This is a genomic window from Pseudenhygromyxa sp. WMMC2535 (assembly GCF_011083025.2).
The window spans coordinates 3,741,766-3,757,237 of the sequence record NZ_JABJWV010000001.1; the positions used below are offsets into that span (position 1 = coordinate 3,741,766).

The following is a 15,472-nucleotide window of genomic DNA, read 5'->3' on the forward strand; positions in this document are numbered from 1 at the left end:
CACCATGCGCGCGCGCTCCCCAGCTCGTCGCTGCCTCGTCGGCCTGTCCGTGGCCGGCCTGCTCGCGCTCGCCTCGCTTCGCCCGGCGACGGCCGCGGCCGCCTCGCCGCGCCAGGGTGAGGGCTTCGCCCTCGACGACGCCGTCGAGCGCCTCGCGGACATCGAGTCGGTGCTGGTCTCGGCCGAGAAGGCCGCCAACGCCGACCCCGAGGCGAGCGAGGAGGAGCTCGCCAAGCGCGTGGTCACCGGCCAGCTGATGCTCGCCGAGCGAGACCTCGAGGGCGCGGCGATCGTCTTCCTCGACGTGCTCGAGAACTACCCCAACAGCCAGGCCGCGAGCCAGGCGCTCTACTTCCTGGGCGAGGCCCTGGCCCTGCTCGAGATGGACCGCTGGGCGATCGAGTGCTTCCAGGGCAACCTGCTCGACAGCAGCAACGACGGCCGGCGCTTTCACCAGCGCAGCATGGCGCGGCTCTTCGACCTCGCGGTCCCGCGCCGCGAGCCCGGCTTCGCCCGGCGCCCGGGGCTCTCGGCCACGCCGGAGGTCCGCGCGCGCCTCGAGTCCCTGGGCATGGAGACCGAGAGCAAGCCGCCGGAGGGCCTGGTCGAGGCGGCCGCGATCTTGCGCGTGGCCGCGGCCGTCGAGGCGATCCCCGGGGGCGAGCGCGACCTCGATCTGCGCTACAGCTACGGGCGCTGGCTCTACTTCCAGGGCCGCCACGACGAGGCGATCCTTTCGCTCGACAGCGTCTCGCCCCTCGACGTGCCGATGTCCACCGGCGGGATCGGGGCTCAGTGGCGGGTCCGCGCGGCCTACCTCGCGGGCGCGGCGGCCCTGGCCGAGGGCGAGATCGACGACGCCCTGGCCCGGTTCACGGCCCTGACCCAGTCCTACCCCCGGGGCGAGCGAGACAAGCGGATCGTCGAGCTCGCGATGCTGGCCCGCGCCCGCATCCACCACGACCAAGGCGAGACCGAGCTCGCCGTCCGCTACTACCGCGGCATCTCCCGCGACTCGCCCTTCTTCCCCGAGGCCATGTACGAGACCGCCTGGACGCTGCTCGCGGCCGGGTCCTACGACCGCGCGCTCCAGGCCCTCGACCTGCTCTTGGTCTACGACCCCGACAGCCCGATCGTCCCGGAGATCAAGCAGCTGCGCGGCAAGGTCAAGATCCAGATGCGCAGCTGGCAGGAGGCCGAGGGCGAGTTCCTGGCCCTGCGCCGGGAGTTCGACGACCTGTCCAGGCGCCTCGGGGCCTCGCTCGAGACCAAGGGCGACGCCGCGACCTACTTCTCGGCCGTCGCCGCCGAGGATCTCGAGCACTTCTCGCTCGCCGCGGTCATGCCCGTCGAGGCCGTGGGCGTGGCCGAGAGCCTGCCTCGGGCCACGCAGACCGTCGACCTCGCCAACGAGGTCGGCGAGGTCGAGGCCATGCTCTTCGAGACCCGAGCCCTGCTCGCGCGCATGGAGGAGGCCGTCGCCGCCCGCGAGCGCGCGCGCCTGTTCACAGATCTGGGCGCGCACCTGAGCTCCCTCGACGCCCTCGACATCGAGCTGCTCGACCTCGAGGAGCAGCTGCTCTTCCGCGCCCGCCGGGGCGTGAGCGGGGCCGGGCTGGCCGACATCGAGGCCCAGCGCAAGACCCTGCGCGAGCGCGTCGACAACCCCCTGGGCGACGGCAGCTCGCGCGACGACGTCAGCGTCGACCTGCGCGAGCGCGCCGAGGAGATCCACCAGCTCGACCTCACGGTCCAGGCCCTGCGCGCCCAGCTGATCGCGACCGAGCGCTACTACGACGAGACCCGCGAGGATCAGCGCATCGATCGTCAGGGCTTCCTCAACCAGGCCGCCGAGCTGCGCGACGAGGTCGCCGCGCTCGAGGCCGAGGTCGCCACGCTCGAGGCCGAGGTCGAAAAAGAGCAGACCGCGATGCGCTTCTCCGATCCCTGGGCCGAGGCGCAGCGCGCCGCCGTGGACGCCTACGCCAACTTCCTCGACCGCGCGTTCTCGGCCCTGCTCGAGGCCAAGCCCGACTCGGGCGCGCGCAAAGTCTGGGACCGCGCCCGCGGCCTGCACGACCGGGTCGACGAGGGCCGCGAGCGCCTCGACGCCGCCGCCGGCCGACGCCTGCGCCGGGCGATCCAGATCCTCCGCGAGGAGCGGATCAACCTCGACGCCTACAAAGACGAGCTCGAGGGCAAGAAGGGCGAGACCCGCGAGCTCGTCGGTGAGGTCATGCAAGCCAGCTACCGCGACGTCGTCGGCGAGCTCGCCAACTTGGTGACGCGCTCCGAGGTCGGCCTGCTCGACGTCGCCTGGGCGATCCAGGAGGTCGAGGCCGAGGAGATCCGCCGGCTCGAGACCCATCGCGAGCGAGACATGCGCGAGCTCGACCGGATCCTCGACCAGACCTTCGAGGAGGCGCAATGAAGACGCCCGGAGGAAAGCTCGCAGACATGCTCGCGGCCAGGCTCCAAGACATGCGTGGGCGTAGGTCGTGGGCCCGCGCGGTGGTGCTGCCGAGCCTGCTGGCCAGCGCGAGCTTGCTGGCCAGCGCCGCGCCGGCGGGGGCCTCTCGGCCGACCGGGGACGCCGGCGAGCTGCTCGGTCTGCCCGGCGAGCCCGGCTCGGGGGTCGGCCGCGTGGTCGAGGGCGGGGGCAACCCCAACCGCCTCCAGGCCCCGCTGCCCCGGCGCCCCCGCAGCGCCGAGGAGGCTCAGGCCATCGACGAGCTCGAGGAGATCTTCCAGCGCTTCGAGTCGGCGGCCCAGGCCACCGAGGACACGCTCTTGGATCAGCTGGTCATCGAGGCCGAGACCGGCCGCGGCGAGCTCGAGCACAGCTACGAGGCGCAGATCCGCGAGCACCGGGCCCAGGCTCGGGTGCTGCGCAGCAAGGCGATCACCCGCTACGAAGACTTCCTGCGCCTGCATCCCGACGACGGCGCGTGGACCCCGGAGATCATGTTCCGCCTCGCGGAGCTGCACTTCGACGGCTCGCTCGAGCGCTACCAGCGGCAAGAGGAGGCCTGGCAAGACCAGGTCCTGGCCCTCGACGCGCGCCGCGAGGCCGGCGAGGACAACGTCCCGGATCCCCCGCCCGCGCCCACGGTGGACTACAAGCGCTCGATCGAGCTGCTCAGCCAGGTCGTGACTCGCTTCCCCGACTACGGGCTCAACGACGCCGCGCTCTACCGCATGGGCGTGCTGCTCTACGAGAGCGAGGACTACGACGCGAGCCGCCAGTCCTTCCTGGCGCTGGTCTGCACCAACCGCTACGCCGTCCCGACCGCGGACTTCAGCAACGTCGTGGCCTCGAGCAGCGTGGGCGCCAGCGACTACGAGCGCTGCACGCCGATGCGCGCGGGCAGCAGCTTCCTGGCCGAGAGCTGGCTGCGCGTCGGCGAGCTCCACTACGACGTCAACGAGCTCGACCCGGCCCTGGCCGCGTTCACCAACGCCCGCGGCGAGCCGGGCAGCAGCCTCTACGCCCTGGCGCTGATCCGCATCGCCTTGACCCTCTACCTCAAGCGCGACTTCGTGGGCTCCGTCGCCAAGCTCGACGAGTACATCCGCTACCTCGACTCCTACAAGGGCACGCCGGAGTACGACGACATCCCCAACTTCCGCGAGGAAGCGATCGGCTGGCTGGCCAAGACCTACAACGAGGACGACTGGGACGGGAACGGCCGCCGCGACCGCCCCTACGGCCTCGGCCGCCTCGAGGCCGACTACGGCGAGCGCAAGTCCGAGCCGCACGTGCCCGAGATCTACGCGGCCTACGCCGACCTGCTCGCCTACGAGACCGAGTTCGAGCGGGCGATCGAGATCTACGAGCTCGCGCTCTCGCGCTGGCCGCTGGCCGCCGCGGCCCCGGAGATCCAATTCAAGATCCTCGCGGCCTGGAAGGCCCTGCGCGAGGACCGAAAGGTCACCGCGGCCCGCGACGCGCTGGCGACCAACTACCTGCGCGGGACGACCTGGTACTACGCCAACGAGAGCGACCCCGACGCGATCGAGAAGGCCTTCAAGCTCGCCGAGGACGCTCTGGTCGCGACCGCCGTCGACCACCAGGCTCGGGCCCAGACGCTGCGCGCCGAGGGCCGCGAGGCGGAGGCCAAGGCCGAGTACGAGATCGCCGCGCGGGCCTACGCCGCCTACCTCGAGCGCTTCCCGAACACGCCGAGCTCCTACGAGTACCGCTACAACTACGCGGACTCGCTCTACTACTCGGACCAGTACCTCGACGCCGCCAAGCAATTCGCGATCGTCCGCGACTCGAACCTCGACAACCGCCTGCAGCGCGACGCCGCGGCGGGCGTGGTCTCGGCCCTCGAGGGCTACGCCGAGCTCGAGACCGACGCCGGCAACTACAGCCTGCCCGACATGCCCAAGGACCCCGACGCGGGGCCCTACGAGCCGCTCGAGATCTCGCCGCTGGCCCTGGCCCTCCAGGACGCCTACGACAAGTACGCCGAGCTCGTCCCCGACGCCGAGGACGTGGCCACGATCATGTACAAGTCCGGCGAGATCAGCCAGCGTCACCATCGCTTCGCCGCGGCCCGGGATCGCTTCCAGCGCGTCGTGGATCGCCACTGCGGCGAGGACGTGGCGATCAACGCCGGCTACGCGATCCTCGACGGCTACACCGTGCAGGGCGACCTCGAGAACACCTCGAAGACCGTCGAGATGCTCGAGTCCAAGGCCTGCGGCACCGGCGACGCGAAGAACGAGTTCGCCGGCAAGCTGCGCTCGATCGGCAACGCGGTGATCTTCCAGGAGGCGACGATGCTCTTCGAGGCCGGAGAGTACGAGGCCGCCGCGGACCGCTACGTCGCCCTGGTCAACCAGGCCCCCGACGACCCCAACGCCGACAACGCGCTCAACAACGCCGCCGTCGCCTACGAGAACATCGGCCGCTTCGAGAGCGCGACCAAGACCTACGAGCGCATCTACACCACCTACAAGCCCTGCGACTCGCCCAAGCTCGGGCCCGACGACAAGTGCAGCGAGTTCGCCGACGAGGCGCTGCTGCGCACGGGCTTCAACCACGCGCGCTTCTTCGAGTTCGAGCAGGCCGTGAAGAGCTACCTGGTGCTCGCTACCGGGGCCGACTACGCCAACAGCGAGTACCGGCTCACGGCCCTGCGCAACGCCGCCTCGCTCCAGGACAGCCTGCAAAACTACGACAAGTCGGCCAAGCTCTACTATCAAGTCGCCGACGCGGCCGGCTCGGACGAGGAGAAGGCCGAGGCCTACTACCGCGCCGCCGAGGTGCTCGAGAAGACCGGCAGCGACAAGAAGACGATCGCGGCCTACAAGAAGTACCTCAAGAGCTTCGCCGGGGCCGAGGGCCAGGCGGTGCGCGAGGTCGAGGCCCACCTGCGCCTGGGCAAGCTCTACCGCGAGCAAAAGAAGGGCCGGCGCGACGCCGAGCGCGAGCTCCAGGCGGCCATCGACCTGTTCGACGCCCGCGGCCTGCAAAAGGGCACGCCCGCGGCGGCGCTGCCCGCCGAGGCCCAGTTCATCCTCGCCGAGTACGCGCTCGAGGACGCCATGAAGCTCAAGCTCAAGGCGACCAGCTCCAAGAAGCTCGAGGGCGAGGCCAAGAAGCTCTTCGACGCCCTGGTCAAGGTCACCACCGGCTACGACGCGGTGTTCGCCTACCGCTCCGTGGACTGGGTGCTCGCGGCCATGTTCCGCCGCGGCTACGCGTTCGAGAACACCGCCAACAAGGTGATCGAGGCGCCCGTGCCCTCGCAGCTGCGCGAGGGCAGCGAGGCCTACTACGCCTACCAGATCACCGTGGCCGAGCAGATGGAGCCCTTCATCCAAAAGGCGATCGGGCTCTACGAGGAGTGCGTCAAGCGGGGCAAGGAGTACAGGATCTCCAACGCCTGGACCTCGCGCGCCCTCGAGCGCCTGCACGTCTACAAGGCCGACGAATACCCGCTGCTCCGCGACCCCGCCCTGAGCCTCGAGCTAGAGGACCGCCGATGAAGTCTGTGCCCGCATCCGCACCCGCCGCGACGCTCCACGCGTTGCTGCTCACGCTCGCGCTCGCTGGCTGCGCCAAGGGCGGGGCGGGGACCTCCGCCCCCGAAGAGATCGAGCTCCCGCCGGAGGCGCGCGTCGCCGACACCCGGGCGGAGGAGCGCGAGGGCAACGCGGGGGAGGGCAGGGCGGGCAAGACCGCGACGGCCGAGCCGGCCGAGACCGCCGCGAAGCCGGCGATCGCCACGCCCCAGGACCGCGACCCCAACCAAGAGAAGGCCAAGATGGCGCGCTCGCGCCAGGCCAGCGCCACGGCCCGCCAGCTGCTGCGCGGCGGCCAGAGCGACAAGGCCATCGAGGAGGCTCGCAAGGCCCTGCGCGAGCACGAGCAGAACGTCGAGGCCATGCTGGTGATCGCCGAGGCTTTCTACAAGCAGGGCAAGCACGAGCTCGTGCAGTCGGTCGCCTCGTCGATCCTCAAGGTCGACGCCAAGGTCCTCAGCCCCGAAGAGAAGTCCCAGGCCTACAACCTCATGGCCTTCGCCTACCTCCAGGCCGGCTCGCGCGGCGAGGCCTTCAAGGCCTTCAAGAGCGCGGCCGAGACCGACGAGCACAACGCCACGGCCTGGAACAACCTCGGCGTCCAGTACATGTGGCGCGGGGATCCGGCCACGGCCGAGTCCTGCTTCGAGTACGCGATCGACCTCGACGACAAATTCATCGAGGCCCGGTTCAACTACGGCACGGCGCTGCGGGCCAACGGCAAGGTCAGTGAGGCCGTCGGCGAGTTCGAGAAGGTCGCCAAGGAGCGCCCCGACTGGGCCGAGATCCACTTCAACCTCGGCGTGCTCTACCTCGACGCCGAGCAGGTCGGCAGCCTCGACGAGATCGCCCGGCTCGAGGCCGCGATCGACGAGCTCGAGCGCTACAAGACCCTCGTCGGCCAGGGCAAGAGCACCGTCGAGCGCAGCGCCAACAAGCGCGGACCCACGGACGCCATGGGCAACGAGCTGGTCTCCGGGGCGCAGGCCGACCTCTACATCAAGGCCGCCAACAAGGGCATCGAGTCGGCCAAGCGTCGCCTCGAGCGCGAGCAGCGTCGCAAGCAGCGGCAGGAAGAGGCGGAGGCCGAGTCGGATGACGAGCAGTCAGGTGAGGGTGACGCGCAGCCGGACGAGGGAGGCGATCCCGCCCCGGAGCAGCCGCAGTCACCCGAGGCCGAGCAGCCCGCGCCCGAGCAGCCGGCGCCTGATCAACAACCGCAACAGCCGCAGCAGCCAAAACCGCAGCAGCCCAAGCCTCAGCAGCCTCAAAAGCCAAAGCCTCAAAAACCCGGCGGTTGAGCTGCTAAGTCAGATCTTCGAGGAATGGTAGCCGTTCGGTCCAGCCGGCAGATGCGAGTCAGCGTCCAGAAGTCGGTAGAGGTGAGCGACTCGCGCCTGGCGAGTCACAAACGTGACTCGCGATGTTCACTAGAGACTATCGCTGCACCCGTTCTCCGATCTAATATGCGCCAGCCCACACGACGGTGTTTTGAGCCCGTTGAACGCGCGATGGGCCTCGAAGACAGCGCGCGAGCCCCGAAGCAGGGGCTGGATGGCCGCGAGAAGCAAGGAATGCTCGAATTTTGGGAACTTGTCGGATGTCGTGCCCACGAAGGTGGCCGCGCCGACCGGCGATCCCCGAGCCGCGGCCACGGATTGCACCCGGTGGCTTGCGCGGGTGTTCACGATACAGCGGTGCAGATCGGTGTTCGCGCCGAGATCCCCACGCAGTGTAGGGAACAGCTTCGGCGCGACACAGGACGTGTGAGGCGCAGGTGTTGATACGAAAGCTCGCTTTTTCGGTCTTGGCAGTGGCTAGCGTTTTGTCTACGATGCTGCTTCCTTGTTGGGCTCTCGCACAGGATCCGACACCGGAAGCGAGCCCCTCCAGCTCCGAGGATGGGACCGGGTCCGGTTCTGCCTCGTCGAGCGCGGGCGGCTCCAAGCGGATCTCCCTGGACGACGAATTTCTCGTCGAGGGCAAGCTCGAGAAGCCAAGCGCCTTCTTCGTCTTCAAGCGAGCAAGCCTCGACTACGACTGGGCTCGTCTCGACGCGAAATTCGCGCCGCTCGTACTTGAGTCCGTACAAGATCCTCTGTTCTAATACCTAGGTCTGAGGCGCAGCCAGCGCCTTTGCCGCAAACAAGAACCACGCAGTTCGACAACCTGCCCACCTCGGGCACCACAGCAGCACTCGGGCAACAAGCCAGCCCTCAGGAGGACACCGGTCATGGGTGATTTTGCAACGTTCTACGCAAACGGTGGTCTGTTCATGCACGCCATCGCTCTTTGCGCAATCCTCGGCCTCGCCGTCATGGTCGAGCGCTTCATCTTTTTGTTCTTCCGTTTCAACATTAACGGACAGCAGTTCTTCAACCAGATTCAGAAGCTGGTGATGGCGAACAACATCGATCGCGCCATCAAGCTCTGCAACGCCGCCGACAAGGCCGCGCTCGCTCGCGTGGTCAAGGCTGGCCTGACCCGCGCCAACAAGAGCGAGGCCGACATCTCGGCCGCCATCGAAGAGTCGATGCTCGAGGTTGGCCCCGCCATCAACAAGCGCGTGGCCATGATCGCCGCCATCGCCAACATCGCCACCCTGCTGGGCCTTCTCGGCACCATCTTCGGCATGTTGGACGCGTTCGCGGCCGTCGCCGACGCCCCCGCTGACCAGCGCTCCACCGCTCTGGCTCGCGGTATCGGTATCGCGATGAACACGACCGGTTTCGGTCTGATGATCGCCATCCCGCTGTTGGCCTCGCACATCTTCATCTCGAACCTGTCCAAGAAGATCTCTGACGAGGTCGAGCTCTACTCGGTCAAGCTCGAGAACCTGCTCGCCGCTCGCGTGCGCCACAGCTGAAACTAGGCCCGAGTGCTGCGTGGCCCCCGGGCCGCGGGAGAGATCGTCTCTCGCGGCCCTTCATCGGGACCTTCCCGATTCACGGCACAGGCACCAGGCTCGCACCTCGAACTCTAGAATCGAGGACCAGATAGAGGACCGTCATGGGCAAGCGATACAGGAAGAAGAATGAAATTGCGGTCGAGGAAGCCAACGTGCTTCCCGTCATGAACATCATGTTCCTGCTCATCCCAGCGCTTCTGCTGGCCATGGAGGTTGCGAGCATGGCGGCTGTCGCCGTCTCTCCCCCCAAGTTCGCCGCTGCGCCCTCCGACAAGAAGGAGGAGGAGAAGAAAGAGGAGAAGCCCTTGAAGTTCAAGGTCAACATCCTCGAGGACGGCTTCCGGATCAGCACCGCTGCCCAGCAAGAGGGCGCCGAGGCTGGCCAGGAGCAGGACAGCAGCAAGCCGACGATTCCCCTGGCCAATCCGAGCGCGCCGGAGGACGACTACGAGCGCTATGACTACGCCAAGCTCGAGGCCAAGGCCAAAGAGCTGAAGTCGAAGTACAAGCACGAGACGGTCGTCACGATCAGCGCCGAGAACACCATTCCGATGCAGGTGGTGATCAGCACCATGGACGCGGTCCGCGGGACCGAGTGCAAGCTGCTCTCCATCGGTGAGGGCGAGGAGTTCCCCGAGGAATGCCTGTTCTTCCAGCCCATCGTCGAAGCTGGTGCGGGCTGATCCCGCCAGCTGGGAACCCCGCGCGTTCTAGCCGTCCTCAGCCGTAGCAAGGAGCGAGATCATGACTCCCGACGAGCTCTTCCAGATCAAGAAGGAAATCAAGCGAGCCAAGCGCCGCGACCAGGCGCCCGAGGAAGCCAACCTCGGCATGACCTCGCTGATGGACATCGTCTCCATCATCGTTGTCTACCTGCTCAAATCTTACGCCAGCGACCCGGTGCTCATCACGCCGATCGCCGAGCAAAAGATCCCGATGTCCAAGATGGATGCACCCATCAAGGAAGGCGTCGCGATCTACGTGTCCTCGCGCGAGCTGATCTTCAACGAAGAGCAGCTCGCCACCCTCAAGGAGGGTGAGTTCGACGCCAACGTGGTCCAGGGCCACGTGATCACGCCCCTCTACGAGAAGCTCGAGGAGGAGACGGAGAAGTCCAAGGCCGTGTTCGAGGATCGCGGCGAGGAGTGGGTCGGCCACATCATCCTCATCGGTGACGAGGCGCTGAAGTTCTCGGCCATCGTCGACGTGATGTACACGGCTGGCCGCCTGAACTACTCCGAGTACTCCTTCTGCATCATTCAGAAGGGCTGAGCTCGCGCTTGTGCAACGAGCCCGACAGCGCAGGATGCGCTGTCGGGCTTCTTCTTTTGGTGGCGCCCTGAACTACCTGAAAGGATCGGCGGGCAGTGGACATTCAAAGAACGTCGCTACGTGCCGAGTGCGCGTCGTTTGGGGACCTTCCAAGGGACTGCTATGATCGGCCTCGAGTGGTCTCGGCCACCGTGCTAGCTAGCGCCGAAAGCTCCGAAAGCCGAGAAAACTAGCGCCAAATGTCCGCCCCAGGGAAGCAGAAGGTCCTCCGCGTTGCCGTCATCGTAGACGGGGAGTCCTGCGAGGAGCTCCACCAGAGCGAGCCGGGCGATATCGAGATTGTCCGCGGTGCGCAGACGGGCCTCGGTATCGGACCGAGCACGCCCCTCGAGTATGGGGCGGCGGCGGAGGGCAAGGACGCGAGCACTCCCCTGGCGCTGATCCTCGTCGGCCTGCTGATGATCATCGCCGCGGGCGGGTGGTTCGCCGCCGAGGTCGGCGAGCACGTGTCGGAGAACGCCGTGCTCGAGGGCCCGACCAGCGAGGCCTCGGCCGGCGATGGAGCGGCCGAGGGCGAAGGCGCGCCCGAGAAGGACAACACGAGCACGATCGCGCTGGCCGTGGCGCTGCTCGGCGTGGTCCCGCTGGTCACCGGCACGAGCATGCTTCGCGGCCGTCGGCGCAAGCGCAAGCAGGCGCTGACGATCTACGACGGCCACCTCACGCCCAAGGACTACCGCAAGCGCGCGCCGCTGTGGCTGGGCCTCGGCGCGGTGCTAGTCATCGGCGGCGGCGGGCTCTTTGGCTACGAGGTTTCGAAGCACGACCCCAACGCCCCGATCACCGAGGCCTCCCGCGGTGACCTCTCGGCCTTCAAGCAGGGCGAGGATGAGGGCACCGGTGGCCTCGGCCTGGCGTTGATGCTGCTCGGCCTGGTGCCGGGGGTGATCGGCGTGATGGGCCTGCGCGAGCAGCCGCCCAAGCCGCGCAAGCGCAAGCCCAAGGGCGGCCACGCGCCGAGCCACCACAAGCTCTTCGAGTGGGCCGGGGACGAGGGCAGCTACTACCTCGTGCTCCCCCCCGAGACCCGGGGCAAGGTCGCGCTGGGCAAGAACAAGGCCTCGGTCGCGTCCTTGCGCAAGCGCGCGGGCCAGCCCGATGGCGACCTGCGGGTCAAGCTGGGCAAGGCCGCCAGGGGCCGGCTGCTCATCGGCCAGACCCGGATCGTGTTCAAGACCGTCAAGCCGGCGCGCCCGGTCAAGGTTCCGGTCTTCCCCAGCGAGCTCGCCGATCCCTTCGCCCACCTGCGGCTGACGGGCCTCGACCTCGCGGCGATCGGCGCGTCCGCGGGCATCGCTGGCCTGCTCGCAATTTGGTTCGTGTTCGTGGCCGACCGCACCCCCGCGCCCCCGGCCGAGCGCTTCTTGAAAGAGATGGGCATCCCCGCCTCCTTCTACGAGGAGGAGAAGGAGGAGCCCGAGATCGAGGAGGAGGAGCAGGAGGACACCCTCGAGCAGAAGGACGAGGACCTCAAAGAGGACGCCAAGGAGGAGCGGCAGCTCGACGAGAACCTCGAGAAGCCCAAGAACGTGTCCGACAAGGCCTTCCGCGAGGCTCGCGGCGTGGGCGTGGCCCGGGTGCTCGGTACCTACGGCGGCCCCGGTGAGGGCACCGTCCTCGACGTCATCGAGTCGACGGAGAACAACCTCGGCGAGCTCTTTGCTCAGGGCATGACCTCGACCGAGGAGTACCGCGGCGGCGAGATCGGCGACTTCGTGGCCGGCGGCGGCGGGATCGAGTCGACCGGCACGCTGACCAAGAACGAGGCCCTGCAGACCGGCGAGGGCCCGGCCGAGGTCGGCAAGACCGAGAAGAAGGAGCGCAAGGTCAAGGGCAAGGCCAGCGGGAGCACCGGCGACGTCTTTGGTGCCGACAAGAAGGCCGTGGCGGCGACGATCCAGCGGCGCATGCCGGGCCTCCAGGCCTGCTACGAGAAGGCCCTGAGCACCAACGATGGGCTCAAGGGCAAGATGAGCTTCACGATCACGATCAACACCTCGGGCCGGGTCAGCAAGGTCGACGTCGAGGTCGACACGATCAACGACGCCAGGGTGAAGTCTTGTGCAGTGGCCAAGATCAAGGGCTGGCGCTTCTTGGTCGACCGCGACGCCGAGGAGTCGGCCGAGGTCAGCTTCTCGGTCAACTTCTCCTCTTGAGTCCCGTGAATTGAGCTCTTCTGGACCCATGCGCCGATGGCGCGACTGGATCTCTGACACCCTGCGAGGCAAGCTCGTCAAAGGCCGGCATTTTTCGAGTTCCCGCAAAGGATCCGGACTCGGATGCCATTGACCACCGGAGGACCCCATGCGTGACCCCAAGAACACCCGATCGCTTCGCTCCAGCACGACCAAGCTGGCGGCGTCGCTGGCGTTGATCGCTGGGCTTGGCCTCGCTGGCACGGTCTGGGGCGGCCCGCCGGCCGCGGACAGCTCGCCCGAGGCTGGGGAGGCCGCAGACGCTGGCGATGGCGCCGAGGCCAGCGCGGCGGAGGCCGGCACACCCGAGGGCGGGGGGCTCGGCTCCGTCGACCCCGTGGCCAGCTCGAGCGATGTCGATGGCGCCCTCGGTGAGCGCGAGCCCTTCGTGGCCCCGCCCGCGAGCGAGCTGCCCGGCGCGCTGCCGAGCAGCGCCAGCGGCCTGCGCAGCAAGATGGAGGCGTCCATGGCCGAGCTCGGTGAGCTCGCCGTCGACGCGCGCGCCGAAGAGGACCTCGTGCGCGCTACCTGCGTGCTCGACAAGCAAGACAAGGGCAACGACGTCATGGACCTGGGCACCGGCGAGCTGCTGGTCATCCGCGACGTCAACACCAGCGACCAGGCCCGCCAGTTCGCCGTCGAGAAGCTCGACGCCGCGGCCTTGCGCCTGGAGAAGCTGGTCCGAGAGGCCAAGTCTTGCTCGGGTCGAGAGGGACCCGAAGAGGAGATCGACGTCACCCGTCGCGACTACGAAGAGCAGGCTGGGCCCATGCAAAACCCCACGGCCGGTCTCGGCCACAGCCCGGTGCCTCCGCCGGTCGACCGCGGTTGGCCGCCGGCCGCGAGCCCCATCGAGTGAGGCTCCCGCGCGCGATGAAGAGCGGGGCGTGCTGCGCCCGGGCGAGGCGTCGCGTGTCGAAGCCGATCGCGCTGCTCCTATTTTCGATCCTCGCGCTGGCCCTGTGCCCAGGCCGCGCGCGGGCGGAGTCGCCGAGCGGTAGCCCCGGCAACCCCGCGACCCAGGTGCCCTACGTCGCCCCGGGTCCGGGCAAGCGCTTCGGCAAGAACTCGGTCTTCCACGGCGGCGCCGCGCTGGCGATCGGCTTCGACTCCAACGTGTTCTCGGAGCCCAAGGATCGCCCGCCGCGGCGCGCCGCCTATGCGCTGCCTTCGGCCTGGATCTCGATCGGCAACCGGGCGCTGCGCGGCGGCGTGCTCGACAGCCCGCCCAAGCTCCCGCCCGATGCCGACCGCCGCAAGGTCGATTACAACCTCCAGGTGCTCGCGGGCTGGCGGGCCTACATGAGCGGTCAGCCCACGGTCTGGCAGGCGAGCAAGTTCAACGTCGGCGCCAACCTGCGCACGATGTTCGCCCCCGGGCGGCGCTTCTCCGTGGCCTTCGAGGAGGACTTCTACCGCCTCGCCGAGCCGACCAACTTCGAAGCCGGGCGCAGCTACAACTTCAACCGCATCGACCACTCGGGCGCGCTGCGCTTCATCCTGCGGCCCAGCGGCGGGCGCTTCTCCCTCGAGGCCGGCTACCGCAACGAGATCCTGGCGTTCCAAAACGCCGACTACGCGCGGACCAGCAACCGCATGGTCAACGGGCTCGAGACCGAGACCAAGTATCGCTTCCGGGATCGCACGGCGCTGGTCGTGCGCTATCAGTTTCACCACACCTACTACTTTTGCTGCACCGAGGTCGGGACCGGGCGCAACGAGGACTCCCAGGCCCACCGCCTGCTCGGGGGCTTCGTCGGCCAGCTCGGTCAAAAGGTCGTGCTCGACGCCTTCGCCGGCTGGGGCTGGGGCCTCTACAAGCAGGACAGCAACGGCCCCAACCACGAGAAGTTCATCGGCCACGTCGGCGTGGGCTGGTTCCCGAGCCCGCGCACGCAGCTGTCCGTGCGCCTGAGCCGGACCTTCCACGACTCGCTGTGGGGCAACTACTTCAACGACACCGGCGGCTCGATCGCGGCCTTCCACGTGTTCAACTGGAACATGCGCATCGAGGGCGGGCTGGGCGTCTACGCCAGGCGCTACGCCGGCCTGCCGATCCCCGGCCAGGACACCCAGGACATCCTCGGCTACGAGAACGCGCCGGGCTTCATCCGCAAGGACACCCTGGTCAGCTTCAAGCTCCAGATCGAGCAGGCCCTGGGCAAGTACTTCGTGGTCGGGGCGCGCTACGCCGTCGCGGCCGACCTCACCGACTTCTCGGTGACCTACTCCAACGGCTTCAGTCAGCCGGGCCAGTTCTCCCGCCACCTGCTGATGGCCTTTGGCGCCGTGAGGTACTGATGCCCTCCGAGACCGGCACAGGCATCGGCGCCGGTGTAGCGATGACGCTGGCGCTCGCGCTGTGCTGCGTCGCGCCGCTGGCCTGCTTCGAGCCGGACCACAGCCTGATCCCCCCGGCGCAGCCCGTCGAGCTGACCTCCGGGCTGCGCTCTGGTGACAGCTTCGAGGTCCGGGTCTTCGGCGAGCCCGACGTCGGCGGCAACTTTCAGGTCCAGGAGAACGGCACGATCAACTTCCCGCTGCTCGGCACCGTGGTCGTCACGGGCAAGACCCAAGCCGAGCTCGCCTCGCACCTCGAGCAGCTCCTCGGCGACGGCTTCTTGCGCGACCCCCAGGTGACCGTGGTCTTGCTCGAGCGCGAGAACCTCGAGATCAGCGTGCTCGGCGAGGTCGTCTCCCCGGGGACCTTCGCCTTCATCGAGGAGCTCACCTTGGTCCAGGCGATCTCCGACGCCGGCGGGACCACGGACGTCGCCCGGGTGCGCCGGGTTCGACTGACGCGCAAGACCGCGAGCGGCCCCGAGACCTTCGAGGTCTCGGTCAAGGCGATCACCGACGGGCGCGAGCCGGACATCCTGCTTCAGCCCGGGGACATCATCTTCGTGCCCGAGAGCCCGATCTGAGCGAGCGCTTTCGATCGTGACGGGTCGCAGCTGGTCGCCGTCGGTGGTGGCCGGTTTTTTCTGAACCAGGCGTGGCT

At 68.2% G+C, this 15,472-nt stretch carries 11 protein-coding genes; all 11 read left to right on the forward strand.

Translation table 11 applies throughout. The features are described 5' to 3' along the window. Positions 1-4: 4 nt before the first annotated feature. The 11 genes from G6O69_RS14680 to G6O69_RS14730 all read left to right on the forward strand — a co-directional run bounded on the left by G6O69_RS14680 (position 5) and on the right by G6O69_RS14730 (position 15,395). A complete protein-coding gene (locus G6O69_RS14680) occupies positions 5-2,431 on the forward strand; it encodes a tetratricopeptide repeat protein (protein ID WP_172304127.1) in 2,427 nt (808 codons plus the stop codon). Next, complete coding sequence (locus G6O69_RS14685; RefSeq protein WP_172304128.1) at positions 2,428-6,000, forward strand: tetratricopeptide repeat protein; 3,573 nt, start codon at positions 2,428-2,430, stop codon at positions 5,998-6,000. The genes G6O69_RS14680 and G6O69_RS14685 overlap by 4 nt, the downstream gene beginning before the upstream one ends. Then, complete coding sequence (locus G6O69_RS14690; protein ID WP_172304129.1) at positions 5,997-7,337, forward strand: tetratricopeptide repeat protein; 1,341 nt, start codon at positions 5,997-5,999, stop codon at positions 7,335-7,337. The genes G6O69_RS14685 and G6O69_RS14690 overlap by 4 nt, the downstream gene beginning before the upstream one ends. A 533-nt stretch (positions 7,338-7,870) precedes the next feature. Continuing rightward, positions 7,871-8,143 carry a hypothetical protein gene (locus G6O69_RS14695; protein WP_176396835.1) on the forward strand — a complete coding sequence of 91 codons (273 nt, stop codon included), beginning with the start codon at positions 7,871-7,873 and terminating at the stop codon, positions 8,141-8,143. Positions 8,144-8,269: 126 nt separating this feature from the next. Beyond that, positions 8,270-8,902 carry a MotA/TolQ/ExbB proton channel family protein gene (locus G6O69_RS14700; RefSeq protein ID WP_172304130.1) on the forward strand — a complete coding sequence of 211 codons (633 nt, stop codon included), beginning with the start codon at positions 8,270-8,272 and terminating at the stop codon, positions 8,900-8,902. A 143-nt stretch (positions 8,903-9,045) separates the two neighbouring features. Continuing rightward, positions 9,046-9,627 carry a biopolymer transporter ExbD gene (locus tag G6O69_RS14705; protein ID WP_172304131.1) on the forward strand — a complete coding sequence of 194 codons (582 nt, stop codon included), beginning with the start codon at positions 9,046-9,048 and terminating at the stop codon, positions 9,625-9,627. 61 nt (positions 9,628-9,688) lie between these two features. Continuing rightward, positions 9,689-10,216 carry a biopolymer transporter ExbD gene (locus G6O69_RS14710; protein ID WP_172304132.1) on the forward strand — a complete coding sequence of 176 codons (528 nt, stop codon included), beginning with the start codon at positions 9,689-9,691 and terminating at the stop codon, positions 10,214-10,216. Between the two features lie 239 nt (positions 10,217-10,455). Then, entirely contained in the window at positions 10,456-12,432 is a 1,977-nt protein-coding gene (locus G6O69_RS14715; protein ID WP_172304133.1) for an AgmX/PglI C-terminal domain-containing protein, read from the forward strand. Between the two features lie 148 nt (positions 12,433-12,580). Then, a complete protein-coding gene (locus G6O69_RS14720) occupies positions 12,581-13,330 on the forward strand; it encodes a hypothetical protein (protein WP_172304134.1) in 750 nt (249 codons plus the stop codon). 53 nt (positions 13,331-13,383) lie between these two features. Continuing rightward, positions 13,384-14,772 (forward strand): hypothetical protein, encoded by a 1,389-nt coding sequence (locus G6O69_RS14725; protein ID WP_172304135.1) that lies wholly within the window; start codon positions 13,384-13,386, stop codon positions 14,770-14,772. Further along, positions 14,772-15,395, forward strand: a complete 624-nt coding sequence (locus tag G6O69_RS14730) for a polysaccharide biosynthesis/export family protein (RefSeq protein WP_172304136.1) — start codon at positions 14,772-14,774, stop codon at positions 15,393-15,395. Before G6O69_RS14725 ends, G6O69_RS14730 begins: the two co-directional genes overlap by 1 nt. Positions 15,396-15,472 lie beyond the last annotated feature (77 nt).